This is a genomic window from Rhodococcus wratislaviensis (assembly GCF_900455735.1).
Taxonomy (GTDB): Bacteria; Actinomycetota; Actinomycetes; order Mycobacteriales; family Mycobacteriaceae; genus Rhodococcus_F; species Rhodococcus_F wratislaviensis.
The window spans coordinates 134,059-154,899 of record NZ_UAUI01000008.1; the positions used below are offsets into that span (position 1 = coordinate 134,059).

A 20,841-nucleotide genomic window follows, 5' to 3' on the forward strand; every position below is an offset into this window, starting at 1 on the left:
GTCGGGGGATGGGCAGGCCGCTTCGGGAAATCAGTGACCGAGGCGGCCGCGCCCGAGGCGCAGCAGCAGCATGGCGAGGGTGTGGCCTTCCTGGCCGAGTTCGTTGAACCGCTCGAGCACCTTCATCTCACGGCTGTGGACGAGGCGGGGACCGCCGGACGCCATCCGGGTGCGCCCGATGAGCTGCGAGACCTCCGCGCGGCGCTTGATGGCGGCGAGAATCTCGGCGTCGAGCTTGTCGATCTCCTGGCGGAGAACCTCGATCTCGGCCTCGCTGGTGGGAACAGCGGTTTCCTTGGCGGCTGATGCGACGGTCTGAGTGCTCATTGGTTCGTCTCCCTCTTGTCAGAACTTGGATCGTTGTTTTGGCTCGAGTCGTTACCGATCCAGGCTCGTTTGACGAAAAAAGCCCCGGATCCGGTGCGGACCTCGGGGCTCGTGAGCTGTTCAGTTCACGGGCACCGGAGGCCGGTACCCGTAAAAAAATCGCCACAGGGGGCGCGACGGCGGACTGAACATGTGTACCAGTTTGCCATGGCGGCACCGCGCAGGCCAAGCCGCTGTGACGCTGTCGGTACACGCCGGTAAGTTTGATAGTTGATGAACACTATCTCCGGCACCGCTTCTCCCCTGAGCGCCGAGTCGACTCCGCACACCGCCGCACCGGCGCGCGCGGGGTCGGATGCGCTCCTCCAGGGCCTCAACCCACCGCAACGGGAAGCGGTCGTGCACGCCGGTTCTCCGCTGTTGATCGTCGCGGGTGCGGGCTCGGGCAAGACGGCTGTGCTCACCCGCCGCATCGCATATCTGCTGGCCGAGCGGGGGGTGATGCCCGGTCAGATCCTGGCCATCACGTTCACCAACAAGGCCGCCGCGGAGATGCGGGAGCGCGTCGCCCACCTCGTCGGCCCCAGGGCCAACAGCATGTGGGTGTCCACGTTCCACTCGAGCTGCGTGCGGATCCTGCGGGCCCAGGCGGCGCTGCTGCCCGGCCTCAACTCGAACTTCTCCATTTATGACGCGGACGATTCGCGGCGACTGCTGACGATGATCGCCAAGGATCTGAACATCGACACCAAGCGCTATTCGGCGCGGTTGCTCGCCACCCACATCTCGAATCTCAAGAACGAGCTCGTCGATCCGGAGCAGGCGAGCGCCGACGCCGACAAGGACCCGGCGGAACTGCCCCGGCTGATCGCCAAGGTGTACGGGCACTACCAGCAGCGGTTGCGTTCGGCGAACGCGCTGGACTTCGACGACCTGATCGGCGAGACGGTCGCGATGCTGCAGGCGTTCCCCCAGGTGGCCGAGTACTACCGCCGGCGGTTCCGTCATGTGCTGGTCGACGAGTACCAGGACACGAACCACGCCCAGTACATGCTGGTGCGTGAACTGGTCGGTGGAACCGCGGACGGCGAGGACGCAGACCGCCGGGTCGCCCCGGCCGAACTGTGCGTGGTGGGTGACGCGGATCAGTCGATCTACGCATTCCGCGGCGCCACGATCCGCAACATCGAGGAGTTCGAGCGCGACTACCCGGACGCCCGCACCATCCTGCTGGAGCAGAACTACCGCTCCACCCAGAACATCCTGTCGGCGGCCAACTCGGTGATCTCGAAGAACACCGGCCGGCGTGAGAAGCGGCTGTGGACCGATTCGGGCGAGGGTGAACTCATCACCGGTTACGTCGCGGACAACGAGCACGACGAGGCGTCGTTCGTGGCGTCCGAGATCGACAAGCTCGTCGATTCCGGCGACGCCAAGTTCGGTGACGTCGCCGTGTTCTACCGCACCAACAACTCCTCCCGTGCCCTGGAGGAGATCTTCATCCGGCTAGGCGTTCCGTACAAGGTCGTCGGCGGAGTGCGGTTCTACGAGCGCAAGGAGGTCCGTGACATCGTCGCGTATCTCCGTGTCCTCGCGAACGAGGACGACACCGTCAGCCTTCGCCGGATCCTCAACACACCCCGCCGCGGCATCGGCGACCGCGCCGAGGCATGTGTGGCCGTCCACTCCGAGCAGCGGGGCATCAGCTTCGCCGAGGCACTGCGGGACGGTGGCGAGGGCCGGGTACCGCTGCTGAACACCCGTTCCCAGAAGGCCATTGCGTCGTTCCTCGAGCTCATGGACGGACTGCGGGTGCTGCTTCCGCCGGAGACCACTGCGGACGACATCGTCCCCGACCAGCTCGGCGACATCGGCGACGTCGTCGAGGCGGTCCTGGAGCGGACGGGCTACCGCGCCGAACTCGCGGCGAGCAGCGACCCTCAGGACGGGGCGCGCCTGGACAACCTCAACGAACTCGTGAGCGTGGCGCGTGAGTTCAGCTCCGACGCGCGGAACGCTGCCGGCCTCGTGGAACCGCCGGAGGACGGCGACGTCGACGCCCGGGACGGCGAACCCGACCCCGGTTCCCTCGCCGCCTTCCTCGAACGGGTCTCCCTGGTCGCGGACTCCGATCAGCTGCCCGACAACGACGAGGGCGTCGTCACGCTGATGACGCTGCACACCGCGAAGGGGCTCGAGTTCCCCGTCGTGTTCGTCACCGGGTGGGAAGACGGTCAGTTCCCGCACATGCGGGCCCTCGGCGATCCGACGGAACTGTCGGAGGAGCGTCGGCTCGCGTACGTGGGCATCACCCGTGCCCGGCAGCGGCTGTATCTGACGCGGGCCGTCATGCGGTCGGCGTGGGGCCAGCCCATCCAGAACCCGGAGTCGCGGTTCCTGCAGGAGATCCCGTCGGATCTCGTGCACTGGCGCCGTGAGGACCCGGGCACCGGTATCGGTTCCGGTGGTGCGATCGGCGGTGGCCGTGCGCGTGGAGGGGGGTACGGCGGTCAGGGCTTCGGCGGCGGTTCCGGTTACGGCGGCGGGTCGGCGGGAACGCCGAGCTTCGGTGCCGCCCGCTCGCGCAACAACAACCTGGTGCTCACGGTCGGCGACCGTGTCAGTCACGACAAGTACGGCCTGGGCACGGTCCTCGAGACCAAGGGCGCCGGGCCGACCGCGACGGTCACCATCGACTTCGGTAGCGCGGGCAAGGTCCGGCTGATGCTGATCGGTGGCGTCCCGATGGTCAAGCTGTAGCAATCACGAAACGACTGCGGCGCATGCAATGCATGCGCCGCAGTCGTGTGTTCGGGTGGTGCCGAGAGGTTTCGGTCAGTCCATCTCGGGGCCGAGGCTGATGCCGCGGGAGGCCAGCCAGGGCAGGGGATCGATCTTGTTCTCGCCGGCGAGGTGGACCTCGAAGTGCAGGTGCGGGCCGGTGGAGAAGCCGCGGTTGCCGACGGTCGCGATCTGGTCGCCCGCCATGACCTTCTGGCCGACGGTGACGGTGGAGGTGTTGATGTGGCCGTAGACGGTGATGGTGCCGTCGGCGTGCTTGAGGCGGACCCACATGCCGAACCCGGAAGCCGGACCCGAGTCGATCACCTCGCCGTCGGCGACGGCGACGATGGGGGTGCCGATGGGGGCGGCGATGTCGACGCCCGCGTGCAGGGTGCCCCAGCGGCTTCCGAAGTTGGAGGTGAACGTTCCCACGGCGGGGAGGACGAACAGGGGGCGGCGGGCGGCGGCTTCGCGGGCGGCGCGCTCTTCGCTGAACCGCTGTCCCTTGGCGAGCAGGTTGCTGAACTGCGACAGGTCGGTCGGGTTCGCGATGTTGAGGACCTGCGGGGCGTTCGAATCGGACGCGGCGGTGTCGGCGACCGTGGAGAACTGGGCGGCCTGCGGCTCGGCGGTGGTTCCGATGGTGCTCGACTCGTCACTGGCGAGGGCGACCTCGGAGTGGTCGGAGGAGCTGGACGATCCGCTGGTGACGGCGGCCTGGCCTGCGGCGACTACGGCGCCCGCTGCGACTGCGAGGACTGCGGCGCGGCCTTTGAGAGCTGAGGGGGGAGTCGGGATGCGGTGGGCTCCGCGGCGGGAGTGGGAGGGTGCGCCCTCGAAGGACTCGGAACCGCTGCGGGGGGTGAAGCCGGGAATCTCGGACTCGGTGTCGACGGTCTCGAAGCCGGTGCCGGCGTCGACGCTGTCGGGGGTGGAGCGTGGGGACTGCGAATTGCGGAAGAGCATGCTGGAAATCTCAGAACTATCGGTCTCGGGATAACGCTCGACCGACCTCGAGGGGTACGTGGGCGCGACTTCGTCGTTGTGACCCCGCAACTCGTCATCGTGGTGACTCACAAAACGGCTGGCCGTGAACTGGCTGCGATGGTGCATACGCCCGTCCCCCTCCTGCTCGTGACCTGCCTGTGACTTAGACCTTGGCGACGGTAACGAAACGGTTGCGATGCGCGCAACCTGTAACGCGGAGGAACGGCTACATGTGACGGGCATCACAAACTGAGCTGGGGAAACGTCGAACCCACTTTTCGTCTCGGTTCAATCTCGCCCCTGTCCACGCGTGTCACAACCCCGGGGAGACAGGGGGTTAGCGCTAGCGTCGGCGTGTGGCGTCATCAACTCGATCCCCGGACGGGCGTAGGGCCGAGCCCGAACGCATTCCTTCGTCCGGCGGCACCGGTCTGACGGCCGCCGACGAGCCCGATCCCGCCCGTGCGCGCCGGGGATGCGTTCTTGCGGTCGTCCTGGGACTCGTCGGGGGTCTCGGGGTGGCGTCGGCACCCGTCCTGCACGCCGTTCGTTCGGTCGACGGGGTGGCAGCGCCGTCCGCGATCGGCGCGGCCGCGCTGTGGGCTGCCGTCTTCGCCGTCGCGGCACCCATTCTCGCCGTGCCCGCGGTTCTCGCGCGCCGCACCGCGGTGGCGGGTGCGCTGCTGGCCGGAGCCGGTGCGGTGTCCGTCGGCGCCGCCGTGCTCGACACGCAGCTGTGGACGGACGCCATCGACGCCAACCGACTCGAACTGTTCCGGCCCGAGACGGCGGCCGAGCTCGCCGCCGGGTCCGGCGCGTACGCGGTCCTCGCCGGACACGTCCTGATCGCCTTCGCGGGCCTACTCGGCATGGTCGCGGTCCACCGGGAGTCGCTGATGGACGGTTACGGCGACGCACGCAGCTCCGAACAGGTCGGACGGGCGACGGGTGCCCGTGTCGGGTTCCTCCCGTCCGCGGTGGCGGTGGTCGCCGCCGTCGTGCTCGTCGGCGCGCTGTTCGCTCCCGCATTCGTGTCCGAGGATCCGGTCATCCTCGTCCCGACGGTCGTGGAGTCGGATCTCGCCGCGTCCGCAGGTGCCGGGCTGCTGGCGGCGGCCGTTCTGATCGTGGTCGCCTCCGCACTGGCGTCCATCTCGCCACCCGTCGCGTCCGGTGCGCTCGTCGGGGCCGGCCTGGCCGCGCTCGGCGTGGTCGGGACGCGCCTCGTGGCCGGGCTCGCCGCGGGCGAACGGATCCAGCCCGGTCCCGGCGCGGTGTGGGGGACCGTCGCCGCCGGTGGCCTCGTCGTCGTCGGCGTCTGCATCCCGATGGTCGACCGGGCTCGCGACAGCAGGATCCTGAAAACCCTCGCCGCCCCGTCGTCGTCCGCGACGGCTGCAGGCGGCCCGGCGAAGAAAGGGGCCGTCACCCCGTCCGCGAAGGGCGTCGCCAAGGCGGCGCTGCGAGCCGAGGCCGCCGCGGCCCGCGCCCGGATCGCCCGCTGGCACGTCGCCGCCGGGATCACCGGAATCGTCACCGCCCTGCTGGCCGCCGCCGGGGCCCTGCTCCCCGTCCTCGACATCCCGGCCGACGCCGTGCGCCCCGACATCTACGCCACCCGGGTCGTGCTCGTCGCCGCCCTCGTCCTCGTCGTCGGCTGCGTCTGGCTGCTGCTGTCCGAGTTCGCCTCCACCGTCCGACCCGCGGTCGGGGTGCTGTGGGTGACGATCCCGTTCTCCGTCGCCTCGGTGTCGCAGTCCGTCGTGCTCGCCACCGACGTGCCCGGAATCGGCGCCGGAATCGGTGCGGCGCTGCTGTGGTGCTCGGCCGTCGCCGCCGGCGTCACCGGCGTGCTGACGTGGTTCGCCGGTTCGGCGGAACGTGAGGAGATCGACACGTCCGAGGAGCCGTCCACCTCGATCGCGGTCCTCGCGGTCGGGGGTCTCGGGGCGGTCGCCGCGTTCGCCGGACTGGGGCTGCCGCTCTTCCACGGGACCGACGTGCGCGGCGACGACTACGCGCCCGCGTCGTTCGCGGAGTTCCCCTGGAACCTCGACGTGTGGGGGCGCGTCCTCCTGGGCGTCGCGGTGGTCCTCGCAGTGATCGTCGCCTCACGTGCCCGGCCGGCCCGGGCGGTGGCACTCCTGCTCGGTTCGGCCGTTGCCGTGGGGGTATACCTCCTGTCGTGGCCGCTCACCGCGGCCCGGGTGACCGACCCCTCGATGGGGGCCGGTGTCGTCCCGACAACGGTGGGCATAGTGTTGATTGCGGCTGCCGCGGCCCTCACGACACGCAGCAGAAATCGGTGAGGTCCGCCCCGTTGACAGCGGTGAGGCCCGCCTCAATGCCTGATATCGCGTGATGTGGACCACATAGCAGACACGCGGGCGCAGACCGGGCCCGGCAACTGGTTAAAGTCCAAAACAGACCCGCTCCTACCCCTCGAGCGGGTGTCAACGCAGACGAGACGGTGAGCAGATGGATCTCTTCGAATACCAGGCGAAGGAACTCTTCGCCAAGCACGAGGTGCCGACTTCGGCTGGGCGTGTTACCGACACGGTCGCCGGCGCACGCGAGATTGCCGAAGAAATCGGCAAGCCCGTGATGGTCAAGGCGCAGGTCAAGGTCGGAGGCCGCGGCAAGGCCGGTGGCGTCAAGTACTCCGCCGACGCCGATGCCGCCCAGGCCAACGCCGAGGCGATCCTGGGCCTCGACATCAAGGGTCATGTCGTCAAGAAGCTGCTGGTCGCAGAGGCGAGTGACATCGCCGAGGAGTACTACATCTCCTTCCTGCTCGACCGCACCAACCGCACCTACCTGGCCATGTGCTCGGTCGAGGGTGGCGTCGAGATCGAGGTCACCGCCGAGGAGAACCCCGACGCTCTCGCGAAGATCCCCGTGGACGCCGTCAAGGGTGTCGACCTCGCGTTCGCGCGCAGCATCGCCGAGGCAGGAAAGCTGCCCGCCGAGGTGCTCGACGCAGCGGCCGTGACGATCCAGAAGCTGTGGGAGGTCTTCATCAACGAAGACGCTCTCCTCGTCGAGGTCAACCCGCTCGTCCGCACGCCGGACGACCAGATCCTCGCGCTCGACGGCAAGGTCACGCTCGACGAGAACGCTGCGTTCCGTCAGCCCGGCCACGAAGCGTTCGAGGACAAGGACGCCACGGACCCGCTCGAGCTCAAGGCCAAGGAAAACGACCTCAACTACGTCAAGCTCGACGGTGAGGTCGGCATCATCGGTAACGGCGCAGGCCTGGTCATGTCGACCCTGGACGTCGTCGCCTACGCAGGTGAGAAGCACGGTGGCGTGAAGCCGGCCAACTTCCTCGACATCGGTGGCGGCGCCTCCGCAGAGGTCATGGCGAACGGCCTGGACGTCATCCTGAACGACGCGCAGGTCAAGAGCGTGTTCGTGAACGTTTTCGGTGGCATCACCGCGTGTGACGCGGTTGCCAACGGCATCGTCGGCGCCCTGAAGACGCTGGGTGACGAGGCCAACAAGCCGCTGGTCGTCCGCCTGGACGGCAACAACGTCGAAGAGGGTCGTCGTATCCTCGCCGAGGCCGCCCACCCGCTGGTCACGGTCGTCGGAACCATGGACGAGGCTGCCGACAAGGCTGCCGAGCTGGCCTTCGCCGCAAAGTAAAGGGACTCAAAAAACATGGCTATCTTCCTGACCAAGGACTCCAAGGTCATCGTCCAGGGCATCACCGGCGGCGAGGGCACCAAGCACACCGCGCTGATGCTCAAGGCCGGCACCCAGGTCGTCGGCGGTGTCAACGCCCGTAAGGCCGGCACCACCGTCACCCACGACGGCGGCGTCGAGCTGCCCGTCTTCGGCACCGTCGCCGAGGCCATCGAGAAGACCGGCGCGGACGTCTCCATCGCGTTCGTTCCCCCGGCCTTCGCCAAGGACGCCATCGTCGAGGCCATCGACGCGGAGATCCCGCTGCTCGTGGTCATCACCGAGGGCATCCCGGTGCAGGACTCGGCGTACGCCTGGGCGTACAACGTCTCCAAGGGCAACAAGACCCGCATCATCGGACCCAACTGCCCCGGCATCATCACTCCCGGCGAGTCGCTGGTCGGCATCACCCCGGCGAACATCGCGGGCACCGGCCCGATCGGCCTCGTGTCCAAGTCCGGCACGCTGACCTACCAGATGATGTTCGAGCTGCGTGACTTCGGCTTCTCCACCGCCATCGGCATCGGCGGCGACCCGGTCATCGGCACCACCCACATCGACGCCATCGAGGCGTTCGAGAAGGACCCCGAGACCAAGGTCATCGTGATGATCGGTGAGATCGGTGGCGACGCCGAGGAGCGTGCCGCCGACTACATCAAGGCGAACGTCACCAAGCCGGTCGTCGGTTACGTCGCGGGCTTCACCGCTCCCGAGGGCAAGACCATGGGCCACGCAGGCGCCATCGTCTCCGGTTCCTCGGGCACCGCGCAGGCCAAGAAGGACGCCCTCGAGGCTGCCGGCGTGAAGGTCGGCAAGACGCCGTCCGAGACCGCTGCGCTCGCTCGCGAGATCCTGCAGAGCCTGACCGTCCAGGCCTAGGCCCTTCGGGCCCGTGCGCCTTTTTGGTAGTTCCCGCTACCAGAAAGGCGCACGGGCCGTTCAGGCATCGACCCACATCTCCCCGGCCGGATCGAGTGTCCCCTTCCCCGACGTGACGGCAGCGACCAGATCGGCCAACTCCGCCGAGTCCCTCGCCGCGAGGGTGAGGACCGCGGATTCCCCGTAGGTCGTGTCCACCACGACGACGCCCCGCACACGCAACTCCGACTCGACGCGTCCCGCCTCGGCGTGGCCCACGGCGAGGGTGTGCAGGTGGCGCAGTTCCCTTCGCACGAGCGGTGCGGCATCGACCGCGGTGGCCACCGCGCCGGAATAGGCGCGCACCAGTCCGCCCGCACCCAGCTTGATTCCCCCGAAGTACCGGGTCACGACCACCGTGACGTCGACGAGGTCGCGGGCCTTGAGCACCTGCAGCATCGGAATGCCCGCGGTGCCACCGGGTTCGCCGTCGTCGCTCGCACGCTCGACCCGGTCGCTGGGCCCGTTTCCGATGATGTACGCCGAACAGTGATGTCGCGCATCGGGATACGCGCGCCGCTGGTCCTGGACGAAAGCCTGCGCCGCCTCGGGGTCCTCGACACGTCGCAGGGCGGCGATGAAACGTGAGTGCTTCACCTCCGTCTCGAGGGTGAGATCGGCGGTGCGGGGAGCGAGGGTGTACGGCACCGAACCATTGTCTCCTGCGCTGTTCCCGGCGCCGCCGCCCGTGACTGAGCGCAGTGACCGACGGGTATCCGTAGGCTAGCGTCGAAAGAGCGCACGCAGACGACCACTTGTCGACTAGGAGAAGTCATGACGTTCACGCCCGGAGGACCGAGTTACGGTCCGCCCGCGCAACCGACTGCAGGGGGAGAATCGAAAGGCCTGGGCTTCTTCCTTCTGATCGGTGTCGCAGTTCTCGGTGTCCTCAACCTGCTGCTCGGGTTCGCCCCCTACGCCACGTTGGCGCGAGAGTCCGTGAACTCGTTCGAAGCGAACACGGACGGGCTCGGCCTTCTGTTCCTCGGTGGTCTGCTCGCGGCGGCATCCCTTCTTCCGAAGCAGTCCTACGCGGGCGCGGCGGCGGCGGCGTCCGTCGCGGGCTGGGTTGTCGCGTTGTTCGTATTTCTCAACGTCGACGCGGATTCCGGTTGGGGCGCAATCCTGATCCTCGTTCTCGGATTCATCCAGTCGGCCGTGGCCGTCGCGGCGGTGCTGTTCGACATCGGGCTCCTCAAGCAGCCGGCGCCCAAGCCGGCCGCAGCCGCGGGCTTCGGTCAGCCCGGTCAGGCGCCGCAGGGTTACGGCCAAGGCGCCCCGCAGGGCTATGGGCAGGGCCCGCAGCAGTCGTACGGACAGCCGCCGCAGGGCTACGGCCAGAGCGCGCCGCAGGGTTACGGGCAGCCCAGCCAGTCGCAGTCCGGCTACGGCCAGCAGAACCAGCCCGGCTACGGCCAGCAGGGTTACGGCCAGCAGGGTCAGCCCTCGCAGAGCCAGCCCGGCTACGGCCAGGGCTACGGGCAGCCCCAACAACCGGGTTACGGAGCCGCTGCGGGTGCCGGGTCCGCGTCGTACGACGCCCCGACCACCGCCTACCAGCAGCCGCAGTACCAGGGGTACTCGCAGCCGTCGAGTCCGTCGCAGTCCACCGGAACGCCCAGCTCCCAGTACCCGGCCGGGACCAGCTACGGTTCCGCGCAGCACGCGGCGCCTGCGTACGGCTCGCAGTCCGAGTCGACCCCCGTGGAGCGCACGCTGGAGTACGGCGAGCAGCCTCCCACCGAGGCGAAGCAGGCCGAATCCGCCGAGAAGTCCGAATCGGAGGGCTACAGCGCGCCGACCCAGGCGTTCGACACGCGCGCCGACAGGGACGACAAGTAACGGCCCAACCAGCAGGTGGCCTCTGACCGAACGTGGTCGGAGGCCACTTCTGTGCGGCGCGCCTGACCGCTGCCGCGGCGTCGGAGTGCCACTCTCGAGGGGATGAGTTCTTTGGTTGATCGTGCGCAGCGCGTCGCACAGGGTGCACGACGGCGGGCCGTCGGTGACGACGAGCGGCAAGTCCCGCGACAGCGACCCGTGCCCGACGCCGACGAGATGCGGGCGCTGCTCGCGGTCGCGTTCCGGCCCGCGGGCGTCACCGTCGTCCTGTTGTCCGCACTCATCGTCGTCACGCTGGTGGCCGCGAACAGCGACCTCACGGGAACGTTCGGTGCCATCGCGGCGTCGTGGCTGGCGATTCACCAGGTGCCGTTGACGATCGACGGCACCTCGCTCGGTGTCCTCCCGCTGATCCCGACAGCCGGGATGATGTGGGTCGTCGCCCGCGGATGCGCCGCCGTGGTGCATCCGGCGTCCTCGCGGCGGCACGCTCTGCAGGTGATCGGCGCTGCGGTGGCCGGACCGCTGGTGGTGACGGCCATCAGTCTCGCCGTCATCGCGGACGCGTCGGCGGTCATCCCGCTGTCCTCCCCGAACGCGCTCGCCGCGTTCGGGTGGGTGCTGTTCGTACATCTGCTCGCGTCGGTGATCGGGGTGACGGTCGCGATGTGGCCGACGCTCGGTGCGCAGGTTCCGTCGTGGGTCCGGGACGCGGTGCGGCCGGGTCTGCGTGCGTTGACGGCGATTCTCGGTGCCGGCGCGGTCCTGGTCACGATCTCGCTGCTGATGGAATGGTCGACGGTCGCCTCGCTACTCGAACGCGGCGACGGCGTCGTGGGAATGCTCGGACTGACGATCCTGTCGGTGCTGTACCTGCCGAACGTCGTGGTGGGTGCCGCAGCCGCGGTGATGGGAGGGACCGCGCAGATCGGGGACGTCTCGGTCAGCGTATTCGGGAACGTCGGTGGTGCGCTGCCGCCGTTGCCGCTGCTCGGCGCGGTTCCCGACGGGGTGTCGGGTGGCGCCTGGCCTGCGCTGCTGGTTGTTCCGTTGCTGATCGGTGTGATGCTCGGACGCGACTGCGGACGTCGCGTCGGCGGGCAGGAAGCGCTGTTCACCGTGCTGACCGCCGCCGCGGGTGTGGGCGTGGTGACGGCGGTGCTCGGCCTCGTGTCCGGCGGCAGGCTCGGCGCATTCGGAACGGTCGAGCTGCACTGGTGGGCGTTCGGACTGCTCACGTTCGCGTGGCTCGGACTCGCGGGCGCGGTGACAGCGGTGGTCGTGGCCTGGCATCGGAGCCGGGGCGCCGTCGACGAGGACGACGCCGACACCGAGGACGAGGAGCCGCACCTTCCCGGCGCGGAGGAGGTTCCGGCGATAGCCGCCCCGATCACCGAGGAGCCGGTGCTCGCCGAAGACGTCGCGCCGAGCCGGGTGATCGAAGCCGAACTCGTCGACGACACCGAAGCGCCTGCAGCGCCGGTTGCACCGCAGGACACCGGCGACGAGGCCGAGGTCGTGGTGGACGCCGAGGTCGAGGAAGACGCGCCGACGGACGAATCCGAGGGGTCCGGAGACGCCGCCGAGAGCCCGGAAGCCGACCTGCCCCGAGGGCCCGCAACCCCCAGCGACTAGGCTCTTGGTCGGTCGACGATGCGACCGCCCCCATTTTCGCCCGTCTTTCGATTCACCCGGCCTTTCGATTGTTCAGGAGTAGAGCGCTGACTTCCTCGCGTGACCACCTGAGGCCCACGACCGGTTCGCCGGCGCGGATCGTCGTACTCGCCTCCGGTGCGGGAACCCTCCTGAGGTCGCTGATCGACGCAACACACACGGACGGGTATCCCGCCGAGATCGTCGCCGTCGGCGTCGACCGCGACTGTGACGCGACCACCCACGCGAAGGCGGCGGGCATTCCCCACTTCCGGGTGAGCCTGCGCGACCACGCCGACCGTGCCGCCTGGGATGTCGCGCTGACCGAGGCGGTCGCGTCCCACCAGCCGTCACTGGTCGTCTCGGCGGGTTTCATGAAGATCCTCGGGCCCGCCTTCCTGGACCGTTTCGGCGGTCGCATCATCAACACGCATCCCGCGTTGCTGCCCGCATTCCCCGGCGCACACGCGGTCCCGGATGCCCTGGCCTACGGCGTGAAGGTGTCGGGATCGACCGTCCACCTCGTGGACGCGGGTGTCGACACCGGCCCGATCCTGGCGCAGGAACCCGTGCCGGTGCTCGACGGCGACGACGAGTCGACCCTGCACGAGCGCATCAAGACTGTGGAGCGACGGTTGTTGGCGGACGTCATCGCCGCTGTCGCCACCCGTGGAGTTGTTTCCGATGGACGAAAGGCCGTGATCCCCAGTGAGTGAACGCAAGGCAGTACGCCGAGCGCTCGTCAGCGTCTACGACAAGACCGGTCTGGTCGAACTGGCTACGGGCCTGCACAAGGCAGGCGTCGAGCTGGTGTCGACAGGGTCGACTGCAGCGAAGATCGCCGACGCCGGCATCCCGGTCACCCCCGTCGAGGCGCTGACGGGCTTCCCCGAATGCCTCGAGGGCCGGGTCAAGACCCTGCATCCGCGGGTGCACGCCGGCGTCCTCGCCGACACTCGGAAGCCGGAGCACCTCGCGCAGCTCGAGGAACTCGGCATCGAGGCGTTCCAGCTGGTGGTCGTGAACCTGTACCCGTTCACGCAGACCGTCGCGTCGGGTGCGACTCCCGACGAGTGCGTCGAGCAGATCGACATCGGCGGGCCGTCCATGGTGCGCGCCGCCGCGAAGAACCACCCGTCGGTCGCGGTCGTGGTGGATCCCGCCCGCTACGACGACGTGCTCACCGCCGTCGCCGACGGCGGTTTCACGCTGCCCGAGCGCACCGCCCTCGCCGCGCAGGCGTTCCAGCACACCGCGTCGTACGACGTCGCGGTCGCCAGCTGGATGACGTCCACGCTGGTCGAACCCGGTGATTCGCAGTTCCCCGAGTGGGCAGGCGCCACCTGGGACCGCTCGGCAGTGCTGCGGTACGGCGAGAACCCGCACCAGGCCGCAGCCCTCTACGTGAACCCCGCCGCCCCGGCCGGTCTGGCCCAGGCGGAGCAGTTGCACGGCAAGGAAATGTCGTACAACAACTACACCGATGGCGACGCAGCCTGGCGTGCGGCGTTCGACTTCAGCGAGCCGGCTGTTGCGATCATCAAGCACGCGAACCCGTGTGGCATCGCGGTCGGAGCCGACATCGCCGAGGCGCACCGCAAGGCGCACGCCTGCGACCCGGTCAGCGCGTACGGCGGAGTCATCGCCGCGAACCGCGAGATCACCGTCGAGATGGCCGAGCAGGTCGCCGAGATCTTCACCGAGGTGATCATCGCCCCGTCCTACGCGGACGGTGCGCTCGGAGTGCTGCAGCGCAAGAAGAACATCCGCGTCCTCCTCGCCGAGGCGCCCACTGCCACGGGAATCGAACTGCGTCCCGTGTCCGGTGGAGCGCTCCTCCAGGAGCGCGACGTGCTCGACGCCGAGGGCGACGACCCGGCCAACTGGACTCTGGCCGTCGGCGACGCCGCCGACGAGCAGACCCTGAAGGATCTCGAGTTCGCGTGGCGGGCGTGCCGTTCGGTGAAATCCAACGCGATCCTGCTCGCCTCCGACGGTGCGTCGGTCGGCGTCGGCATGGGCCAGGTCAACCGTGTCGACTCCGCGCACCTCGCGGTGCAGCGGGCCGGTGACCGGGTGGTCGGGTCGGTGGGCGCGTCGGACGCGTTCTTCCCGTTCCCCGACGGACTGCAGGTGCTCGCGAACGCCGGCGTCAAGGCAGTCGTGCAGCCGGGTGGTTCCGTCCGCGACAACGAGGTGATCGATGCGGCCAAGGAAGCCGGCATCACCATGTACCTGACGGGTGCGCGGCACTTCGCGCACTAGCGTTCGGCAACTCTCGAACGGGTCTCGGCATCATGCCGGGGCCCGTTCTGCGTCGTCAGGCGGCTGCGGCCCCGTGTGCTCGGCCCGTGCCCTGGACTTCGCGAGGCGAACCGGTGATGACAACGCGGGCGGCGCCGCGGCTGCGGACCTCGCTGATCAGCTCACCCAGGCCTGCCTCGTGGGCGGCGTCGCAGTGCGACAGGTCGAGGGTGACGGCGTAACCGGTGAGGTCGTCCGGCAGATCGAGATACGGGGGAGAGGTGGACAGTTGGTTGATGCGAAGTTTCATGTGGTGCTCCTGAAAGTGAAAGGTAAAAGAAAAGGCACCCGAGGGGTTTGCCCTGGGTGCCCGAGAATGACTTGGTGTGAGTCTCAACATTCTCGGGGTGCGCCGAACTTGGTGATGTGCTTGTCGGCGGAGCAGCGACGCCATGCGGGTACGGACGCGAAGAGCGCGTGAAGCTGCATCATGGCCGTACCTTTCTGCGTGTCGTTGCTGGTTGGTAGATGACCGTACAGCACCGGTTGAGGGTTTGCACTTCCATTATCCGGCCACCGCGCAGGAATGCGGGGTTGAGCAGCGACTCTTGGCTCAGAGTTGCCGCCCCGTTCACATCCGCGTAGGGACTCGTCAGATGCTCGGGCAATTCGCATCGGAGTTTCGCCAATCGGTGCGCGTCTGTCGAATCCCACACTTTGGTCACAGGTTGCTTTCGATCCGGCCTCGAGCCGCCCGCACCTGCGGTGCAGCTGATTCACTCGGGGCTGATGTGACTCGAGTGGCACCTGTGGAAGGAGAGTGGCGCCCGGACTGCGACGGTGCGCCCATTCCCGTTATGAACCGATTTGCGATCAAGGCCGGCCTCGGCGCCTGCGTCCTGGGTGCGTCCGTGCTCATCCCTGCTCAGGTGTCGGCGGAACCCGCGGCGACGGCGACCGGCACCGAACTGTCCGGCATGACGGTGTTCCTCGACCCCGGACATCAGGGTTCCAGCGAGGGCCACGACCTCGCGCAGCAGGTGAACGACGGCCGGGGCAACACCAAGGACTGCCAGACGAGCGGCATGACGTCGCTGGGTGGGGTGCCCGAGCACACCATCAACTGGAATGTGTCCCAGTTGGTGAAGAGCAGCCTCGAGAGTCTCGGCGCGAAGGTCGTCCTGAGCCGTCAGGACGACACCGGCTGGGGCGGATGCGTCGACGAAAGAGCGCGTGCGGCAAGCGAATCGAACGCCGACGTGGCGGTGAGCATTCACGCGGACTCGACGGCGCAGGGCGAGGACGCGAGCAAGCACGGGTTCCACATGATCATCCCGTCGCTGCCCATCCCCGACGAGAAGGCCGACGCGGCGCAGTCCGGCGGCGGGCTCGAGGCGTCGAAGATGATGCGCGACGCCTACAAATCCGACGGCTTCGTTCCCGCCAACTACGCCGGCGTGAACGACGGGCTCCAGACCCGCGCCGACGTGGCCGGGCCCGCACTGACTCAGGTGCCGCTGGTGTTCGTCGAGATGGGCAACGGGTCCAACAAGGAGGACTCCGCCCAGCTGGAGAGTACCGACGGCCAGTTGAAGCACGCGATCACCATCACGACGGGCATCGTCACCTACCTGCTGACGGGGTCGGAGTCGGCGCCGGCCGAGGAACTGGCGGCAGCGCCGGCGGCCACCACCGAACCCGAGGCGAGCGAGGACAGCGCGTCGTCGACCACCACCACGACCCCGAAGGCGACCACTCCGAAGGCGACTCCGAAGTCGACGGCACCCGATTCGGCGCAGTTCTCCGAGTTGATGGAGATGCTCGCGCCGCTGCTCGAGGTCGAGGGACTCGACGGGCTGCAGGATCTCGTCAACGACAAGAATCTGGGCCTCGTGTCCGATCTGGCGAGCACGCTGATGTCCGTGATCACCGGGGCGGGCGGGAACTGATCACAGTGCGGCGATCCACCTGCCGAACGGTTCGGTGAACTCCGCCGAGTAGGGGAGCGGTTCCACGTAATCCGGTCCGGTGGAGGGGCGGTCGCCGACGTCCTTGAGGACGTGATTGGCGTTCGCCATCCGCACCGGCGTCAGTGCGGTGTGCGCGAGGGCGTCGTTCAGGCCGTCGACGTCCGCGAGCTGTACCTGAATGTCCTTGGCGGAGCAGCTGGTGAGGACGGGGAAGCCGGCAGGCAACCGGGCGGCCAGCGCGCGCGGGTCGAGAGCGTCCTCCTCCGCGAGGGCCTTCGCGTTGGCATGGACCAGCCCGGCGTTCTGCAGGGGTTCCGGAAGGTCGTCGGGGATCGTGCCCGACGTGCGGAGTGATTCGACGGTGTCCGCGAGTGCGAGCCGGAGTTCGTCGGCCAGTTCCACCGGCAGCTGGCCGGTGCCGACGACGGCGTCGAGCTGACCGTGGATCTGCGTCGTGAGCAGATCGAGGAGCCGGACACTCAGCGGTTCGAGCAGTCCGACCGCGCGCACACGCGACTCGTCTTCCGCGGTGGCGAGCGCGAGGGCGACGAGTCCGCCGTCGCTGTGACCGATGACGATCAGCTTCGCCGGGTCGACCCCGGGTTGGGCGGCCAGGAAGTCGAGCCCCGCGGAGGCGGCGTCGACGAACGTGGTGAAGCCGAGACCGCCGACCTCTTCCACCTCGTACGGGCCGAGGGCGGTCTCGCCGCTGCCGATCTTGTCGTAGCGCAGGCTCGAGATGCCGTGCTGTTCGAGCACGTCGGCGAGGTGGCGGAGCGTTCCGATGTCACCGGGGAGGAGGGCGCTGTCGCCGTTGCGATCGGTGGGACCACTGCCGGCTAGCAGCAGCGCGGCGGGCGCCGACCCGTTCGCGTGGTCGGGGGTGCGCAGGCTGCCGTAGTACGTGACGGCACCGCTGTCGAACGTGATCTCGGTGTCAGGCATGGGGACTGTCTACCAGTTCACGGCGCGCGCAGTCGCCGCACCCGTTGCACCCCGCGCCACGCGAACCACAGCAGGAACGCGAGCAGCGGAATGACGAGCAGCGGAAGCAGCAGGGCGATCAGGGAGGTGACGAACGAGACGACGTCCTCGATCACCGACACCACGGGATTGGCCAGGCCGCCGGTGGAGGCCGTGCTCACCGCACGGGTGCCGGTCTGCGCGGTGCTGAACGCCAGAGCCGTGGGGGCGCCGATGACGATTCCGGCGATCGCGGCGGTCGACGGGTCCACGTCCGCGAAGGCCGCCCAGGTCGCGATGACGCCCGCCACGGGGCCGGTGACGTTGCCGATCACGGACAGCACGTTGTCGACGAACGGGATGAGATCGGCGGTCAGCTCCACCACTGTCGCGATCGACAGCGCCACCAGCGCCCCGGTCGAACCGAGCCACCGCATCGACTCGTTCAGGGTCACCCCGAGCACCTCGAAGTGCACCGCGGCGCTGAGCATCAGCAACGGCAGGAACGTGCGCAGTCCCGAAGCGGCGGCGAGGCCGAGGCCGAGCAGTCCGGGCAGAACCCAGGTCTCCATGCACGGAGTGTAGAAGCTGGGCGATCACGGCAGGCGGGCATCGCGGCCGAGATCTCAGAGAAGCATCACAGAACTCACACAATCGACGATTAGCGTCTGCATCACCAGTTGTTCCAACGGATTACGTCCGAGACGAACCCCGACTCCAGGAAGGTGCCGCATCATGAACGTCGTCCAGCTGACCACCGGTGATTTCGTCGCCGCCATGTTCTCCCTCGACTTCGTCGACGGCGGATTCCGCCGGGAGGCCGTCGAGCGGATTCACCGGGGAGCGATCGACGAGTGGGTGTCTGCGCTCACCGGGTCGGGTCTGTTCTCGAACCGCGCGGTCACGGACGTCGTCCGGGCATGGCGCGACGATCCGCGAGTCCTGCTCGATTCCCTTCTGGCGGAGGCTGATCCGGTGACGTTCGAACGCTACCGTTCCGCCTGGTACGAGTTGGACGCCGCGACCGCGTACGGTGCCGCCGCGTAGGCAGACCCTCAGGGGATGCTGAAGACCTCGGCGAACGTGGCGAGCAGCGCCGGATCGCCGGTGACGGACACGCTGCCGAGGGCGATGGCGTCCTCCGGGGTGATCTCGCGTGCCATCAGCGCCTTCACCGCCGGCCCGGTCTCGATCACGAGATCGGGCCGGTCGGCCGCGCCCTCGACGACCTCGAGTTCTCCGCGGTCGATGCGGGCGGACAGCACGATAGGCCCGAGCCGCAGTTCGTAGGTGACGGTGACGTCCCGCGCGACGTCGGGGTGGAACGTCGACCGCAGGGCCATCACCATCGAGTCGACGGTTACCGCGTCGTCCGGGTCGGCTTCGCCGAGAGTGCGGGCGCCCCACCGGCCCAGCGACTTCACGGCGTCCTCCAGTGCGTTGCCGTAATCGGTGAGTTCGTAGACCACGGCGTTCGACGGACGGGGCAGCGCGCGGCGCGCGATCACGTCGGCGTCCTCGAGTTCCTTCAGGCGGGCCGACAGGATGTTGGACGGGATGCCCGGCAAGCCGTGCTTGAGGTCGGTATAGCGCCGCGGTCCGACGAGCAGATCTCGGACGATGAGCAGTGCCCAGCGTTGTCCCACGATGTCCAGGGCATGCGCGAGTCCGCAGTACTGCCCGTATGCCTGTCGTGCCATGGTTTCAACTATAGACCGAAGTTGCCTATTGACATCAATAGGTTTCTTTTTGCAACATTGGTACGTGATCTGCTCCACGAGATCGCACGGCTCGTCACCCGAAAACACTCGGCTCCACCGAAGGAAAGAGAATTCGATGTCGACCATGATCTTCGTGAACCTCCCCGTGAAGGACCTCGGCACGTCGACGGCCTTCTACGAGGCGCTCGGCTACCAGCGGAACCCGCAATTCTCCGACGAGAACGCGTCGTCGATCGTGATCAGCGAGCAGATCCACGTCATGCTGCTGACCGAGAAGTTCTTCTCCACCTTCACCAAGAAGGCCGTCGCGGACGCCACCACGACCACCGAATCCATCATCTGCATCTCCGCCGACAGCCGTGAGGCCGTCGACGCGCTGGCCGACACGGCGCTCGCGTCGGGCGGATCCTTCTCCAACGATCCGATGGACGAGGGATTCATGTACGGCCGCAGCTTCCAGGACCCGGACGGTCACCTCTGGGAGATCATGTGGATGGATGCCGATGCGGCGCAGGGGCAGGAGTCGTGAGCACCGCGACCACTTCCGTGACGGCGGAGTCGGGAACCGCGCGCAGGGTGGGCTGGGTCCTCAGCGGCCTCGTCGGCGCCTTCCTCCTCTTCGACGCGGTCGGCAAGCTACTGAAGATCGGACCGGTCGAGGACTCGGCCGCCGAACTGGGACTGCCGGTGCACATCATCGTGCCGATCGGCGTGGTGCTGCTCCTCTGCACGGTGCTCTACCTGGTGCCGCGAACGGCCCCGCTCGGTGCGGTGCTGCTGACCGGCTACCTCGGTGGGGCGGTACTCACCAACTGGCGCGTCGAGAAGCCGTTGTTCAGCACGGTGCTGTTCGCGGTGTACGTCGGAATCGCGGTCTGGGCGGGTCTGTACCTGCGCGACCGCAAGGTCCGCGAACTGCTCCCGCTGCGCCGCGAGGGCTGACCCGGGCGGGTCGGCACGCATTAACCGCGTGCCGATTCGCTCGAACCCTCGTAGCGTGGAGTGGTGACGTCATCGGAACACAGACCTTCCACCGTCGGCGAGCTCCGCGAGTCGGGCCACATTCAACGCACCGTCAAGGAAGAGATCCGCGAGAATCTGCTCGCGGCCCTACGCGACGGTCGTGATCCGTGGCCCGGCATCGTCGGTTTCGAGGAGACGGTGGAACCACAGCTCGAACGGGCTCTCATCGCGGGTCACGACGTGGTGTTGCTCGGCGAACGTGGTCAGGGCAAGACCCGCCTCCTCCGCACCCTCAACCTGCTCCTCGACGAATGGACCCCGGTGATCGCCGGTTCCGAACTCGGGGAGCATCCCTATGAGCCCATCACCCCGGCGTCGATTCGCCGGGCGCAGGAACTGGGCGACAGCCTCCCCGTCGCGTGGCGGCACCGCAGCGAGCGGTATTCGGAGAAACTCGCGACCCCCGACACGTCGGTGGCGGACCTCGTCGGCGACGTGGATCCGGTCAAGGTCGCGGAAGGCCGGAGTCTCGGCGACCCGGAAACCATTCACTTCGGGCTCGTTCCCCGCGCGCACCGGGGCATCGTCGCCATCAACGAACTCCCCGACCTCGCCGAACGCATCCAGGTGTCGCTGCTCAACGTCATGGAGGAACGCGACATCCAGGTTCGCGGGTACACCCTCCGGCTCCCGCTGGACGTCCTGATGGTGGCCAGCGCGAACCCGGAGGACTACACGAACCGCGGTCGCATCATCACCCCGCTGAAGGACCGGTTCGGCGC

At 68.3% G+C, this 20,841-nt stretch carries 20 protein-coding genes; 13 read left to right on the top strand and 7 right to left on the bottom strand.

Annotated features, from left to right (window positions below):
- Nucleotides 1-30: 30 nt before the first annotated feature.
- On the bottom strand, nucleotides 31-327 hold the full coding sequence (locus DTA22_RS12405) for a chorismate mutase (RefSeq protein WP_005238528.1): 297 nt from the start codon (nucleotides 325-327) through the stop codon (nucleotides 31-33).
- A 273-nt stretch (nucleotides 328-600) separates the two neighbouring features.
- On the opposite strand from DTA22_RS12405, the gene pcrA reads away from it, so the two are divergent.
- Nucleotides 601-3,087: a DNA helicase PcrA gene (gene pcrA / locus DTA22_RS12410; RefSeq protein WP_112299597.1), complete on the top strand. Its 2,487-nt coding sequence runs from the start codon at nucleotides 601-603 to the stop codon at nucleotides 3,085-3,087.
- Nucleotides 3,088-3,162: 75 nt separating this feature from the next.
- Here the strand turns inward: pcrA and DTA22_RS12415 are convergent, their stop codons facing one another.
- Nucleotides 3,163-4,224, bottom strand: a complete 1,062-nt coding sequence (locus DTA22_RS12415; RefSeq protein WP_112299598.1) for a M23 family metallopeptidase — start codon at nucleotides 4,222-4,224, stop codon at nucleotides 3,163-3,165.
- Nucleotides 4,225-4,454: 230 nt separating this feature from the next.
- Here DTA22_RS12415 and DTA22_RS12420 point away from each other — a divergent pair, with 230 nt between their 5' ends.
- The 3 genes from DTA22_RS12420 to sucD all read left to right on the top strand — a co-directional run bounded on the left by DTA22_RS12420 (nucleotide 4,455) and on the right by sucD (nucleotide 8,664).
- Nucleotides 4,455-6,407, top strand: a complete 1,953-nt coding sequence (locus tag DTA22_RS12420) for a hypothetical protein (protein WP_112299599.1) — start codon at nucleotides 4,455-4,457, stop codon at nucleotides 6,405-6,407.
- A gap of 169 nt (nucleotides 6,408-6,576) precedes the next feature.
- Complete coding sequence (gene sucC / locus DTA22_RS12425; RefSeq protein ID WP_005238541.1) at nucleotides 6,577-7,746, top strand: ADP-forming succinate--CoA ligase subunit beta; 1,170 nt, start codon at nucleotides 6,577-6,579, stop codon at nucleotides 7,744-7,746.
- Nucleotides 7,747-7,761: 15 nt separating this feature from the next.
- Nucleotides 7,762-8,664: a succinate--CoA ligase subunit alpha gene (sucD, locus tag DTA22_RS12430; RefSeq protein WP_005238543.1), complete on the top strand. Its 903-nt coding sequence runs from the start codon at nucleotides 7,762-7,764 to the stop codon at nucleotides 8,662-8,664.
- A 60-nt stretch (nucleotides 8,665-8,724) separates the two neighbouring features.
- On the opposite strand, the gene DTA22_RS12435 is transcribed toward sucD, so the two are convergent.
- Nucleotides 8,725-9,351, bottom strand: coding sequence for an IMPACT family protein (locus DTA22_RS12435; RefSeq protein ID WP_112299600.1), 627 nt, complete (start codon nucleotides 9,349-9,351; stop codon nucleotides 8,725-8,727).
- A gap of 126 nt (nucleotides 9,352-9,477) precedes the next feature.
- Between DTA22_RS12435 and DTA22_RS12440 the strand changes: the two genes are divergently transcribed.
- The 4 genes from DTA22_RS12440 to purH all read left to right on the top strand — a co-directional run bounded on the left by DTA22_RS12440 (nucleotide 9,478) and on the right by purH (nucleotide 14,463).
- Nucleotides 9,478-10,545 (top strand): DUF5336 domain-containing protein, encoded by a 1,068-nt coding sequence (locus tag DTA22_RS12440; protein ID WP_037243677.1) that lies wholly within the window; start codon nucleotides 9,478-9,480, stop codon nucleotides 10,543-10,545.
- Between the two features lie 111 nt (nucleotides 10,546-10,656).
- Nucleotides 10,657-12,180 carry a cell division protein PerM gene (locus DTA22_RS12445; RefSeq protein WP_112299609.1) on the top strand — a complete coding sequence of 508 codons (1,524 nt, stop codon included), beginning with the start codon at nucleotides 10,657-10,659 and terminating at the stop codon, nucleotides 12,178-12,180.
- 68 nt (nucleotides 12,181-12,248) lie between these two features.
- On the top strand, nucleotides 12,249-12,914 hold the full coding sequence (gene purN / locus DTA22_RS12450) for a phosphoribosylglycinamide formyltransferase (protein ID WP_037243678.1): 666 nt from the start codon (nucleotides 12,249-12,251) through the stop codon (nucleotides 12,912-12,914).
- Nucleotides 12,907-14,463: a bifunctional phosphoribosylaminoimidazolecarboxamide formyltransferase/IMP cyclohydrolase gene (gene purH, locus DTA22_RS12455; protein WP_005238563.1), complete on the top strand. Its 1,557-nt coding sequence runs from the start codon at nucleotides 12,907-12,909 to the stop codon at nucleotides 14,461-14,463. The genes purN and purH overlap by 8 nt, the downstream gene beginning before the upstream one ends.
- A gap of 55 nt (nucleotides 14,464-14,518) precedes the next feature.
- Here the strand turns inward: purH and DTA22_RS12460 are convergent, their stop codons facing one another.
- Nucleotides 14,519-14,752, bottom strand: coding sequence for a hypothetical protein (locus DTA22_RS12460; protein ID WP_112299601.1), 234 nt, complete (start codon nucleotides 14,750-14,752; stop codon nucleotides 14,519-14,521).
- Between the two features lie 547 nt (nucleotides 14,753-15,299).
- Here DTA22_RS12460 and DTA22_RS12465 point away from each other — a divergent pair.
- Nucleotides 15,300-16,391 (top strand): N-acetylmuramoyl-L-alanine amidase, encoded by a 1,092-nt coding sequence (locus tag DTA22_RS12465; RefSeq protein ID WP_037243682.1) that lies wholly within the window; start codon nucleotides 15,300-15,302, stop codon nucleotides 16,389-16,391.
- Here the strand turns inward: DTA22_RS12465 and DTA22_RS12470 are convergent, their stop codons facing one another.
- Nucleotides 16,392-17,357, bottom strand: coding sequence for an alpha/beta hydrolase (locus DTA22_RS12470; protein WP_037243684.1), 966 nt, complete (start codon nucleotides 17,355-17,357; stop codon nucleotides 16,392-16,394). It lies immediately after the preceding gene.
- A gap of 17 nt (nucleotides 17,358-17,374) precedes the next feature.
- Complete coding sequence (locus tag DTA22_RS12475; RefSeq protein WP_112299602.1) at nucleotides 17,375-17,947, bottom strand: DUF4126 domain-containing protein; 573 nt, start codon at nucleotides 17,945-17,947, stop codon at nucleotides 17,375-17,377.
- A 163-nt stretch (nucleotides 17,948-18,110) separates the two neighbouring features.
- Here DTA22_RS12475 and DTA22_RS12480 point away from each other — a divergent pair, with 163 nt between their 5' ends.
- Entirely contained in the window at nucleotides 18,111-18,422 is a 312-nt protein-coding gene (locus DTA22_RS12480; protein ID WP_037243687.1) for a hypothetical protein, read from the top strand.
- An 8-nt stretch (nucleotides 18,423-18,430) separates the two neighbouring features.
- Here the strand turns inward: DTA22_RS12480 and DTA22_RS12485 are convergent, their stop codons facing one another.
- Nucleotides 18,431-19,075 carry a winged helix-turn-helix transcriptional regulator gene (locus DTA22_RS12485; RefSeq protein ID WP_037243689.1) on the bottom strand — a complete coding sequence of 215 codons (645 nt, stop codon included), beginning with the start codon at nucleotides 19,073-19,075 and terminating at the stop codon, nucleotides 18,431-18,433.
- Nucleotides 19,076-19,211: 136 nt separating this feature from the next.
- Here DTA22_RS12485 and DTA22_RS12490 point away from each other — a divergent pair, with 136 nt between their 5' ends.
- The 3 genes from DTA22_RS12490 to DTA22_RS12500 all read left to right on the top strand — a co-directional run.
- Nucleotides 19,212-19,625 (top strand): VOC family protein, encoded by a 414-nt coding sequence (locus DTA22_RS12490; protein ID WP_112299603.1) that lies wholly within the window; start codon nucleotides 19,212-19,214, stop codon nucleotides 19,623-19,625.
- On the top strand, nucleotides 19,622-20,038 hold the full coding sequence (locus tag DTA22_RS12495; RefSeq protein ID WP_037243693.1) for a DoxX family protein: 417 nt from the start codon (nucleotides 19,622-19,624) through the stop codon (nucleotides 20,036-20,038). Before DTA22_RS12490 ends, DTA22_RS12495 begins: the two co-directional genes overlap by 4 nt.
- Nucleotides 20,039-20,101: 63 nt before the next feature.
- A partial coding sequence (locus DTA22_RS12500) for an ATP-binding protein (protein WP_174233792.1) occupies nucleotides 20,102-20,841 on the top strand: 740 nt, incomplete at its 3' end.

Excerpts from the sequence above, each read along its gene's own strand:
- DTA22_RS12405 (WP_005238528.1), bottom strand. The coding sequence starts at position 327 with ATGAGCACTCAGACCGTCGCATCAGCCGCCAAGGAAACCGCTGTTCCC.
- DTA22_RS12460 (WP_112299601.1), bottom strand. The coding sequence starts at position 14,752 with ATGAAACTTCGCATCAACCAACTGTCCACCTCTCCCCCGTATCTCGAT.
- DTA22_RS12470 (WP_037243684.1), bottom strand. The coding sequence starts at position 17,357 with ATGCCTGACACCGAGATCACGTTCGACAGCGGTGCCGTCACGTACTAC.
- sucC (WP_005238541.1), top strand. The coding sequence starts at position 6,577 with ATGGATCTCTTCGAATACCAGGCGAAGGAACTCTTCGCCAAGCACGAG.
- DTA22_RS12465 (WP_037243682.1), top strand. The coding sequence starts at position 15,300 with ATGAACCGATTTGCGATCAAGGCCGGCCTCGGCGCCTGCGTCCTGGGT.
- DTA22_RS12485 (WP_037243689.1), bottom strand. The coding sequence starts at position 19,075 with ATGGCACGACAGGCATACGGGCAGTACTGCGGACTCGCGCATGCCCTG.
- sucD (WP_005238543.1), top strand. The coding sequence starts at position 7,762 with ATGGCTATCTTCCTGACCAAGGACTCCAAGGTCATCGTCCAGGGCATC.
- DTA22_RS12490 (WP_112299603.1), top strand. The coding sequence starts at position 19,212 with ATGTCGACCATGATCTTCGTGAACCTCCCCGTGAAGGACCTCGGCACG.
- DTA22_RS12415 (WP_112299598.1), bottom strand. The coding sequence starts at position 4,224 with ATGCACCATCGCAGCCAGTTCACGGCCAGCCGTTTTGTGAGTCACCAC.
- DTA22_RS12440 (WP_037243677.1), top strand. The coding sequence starts at position 9,478 with ATGACGTTCACGCCCGGAGGACCGAGTTACGGTCCGCCCGCGCAACCG.
- pcrA (WP_112299597.1), top strand. The coding sequence starts at position 601 with ATGAACACTATCTCCGGCACCGCTTCTCCCCTGAGCGCCGAGTCGACT.
- DTA22_RS12480 (WP_037243687.1), top strand. The coding sequence starts at position 18,111 with ATGAACGTCGTCCAGCTGACCACCGGTGATTTCGTCGCCGCCATGTTC.
- DTA22_RS12475 (WP_112299602.1), bottom strand. The coding sequence starts at position 17,947 with ATGGAGACCTGGGTTCTGCCCGGACTGCTCGGCCTCGGCCTCGCCGCC.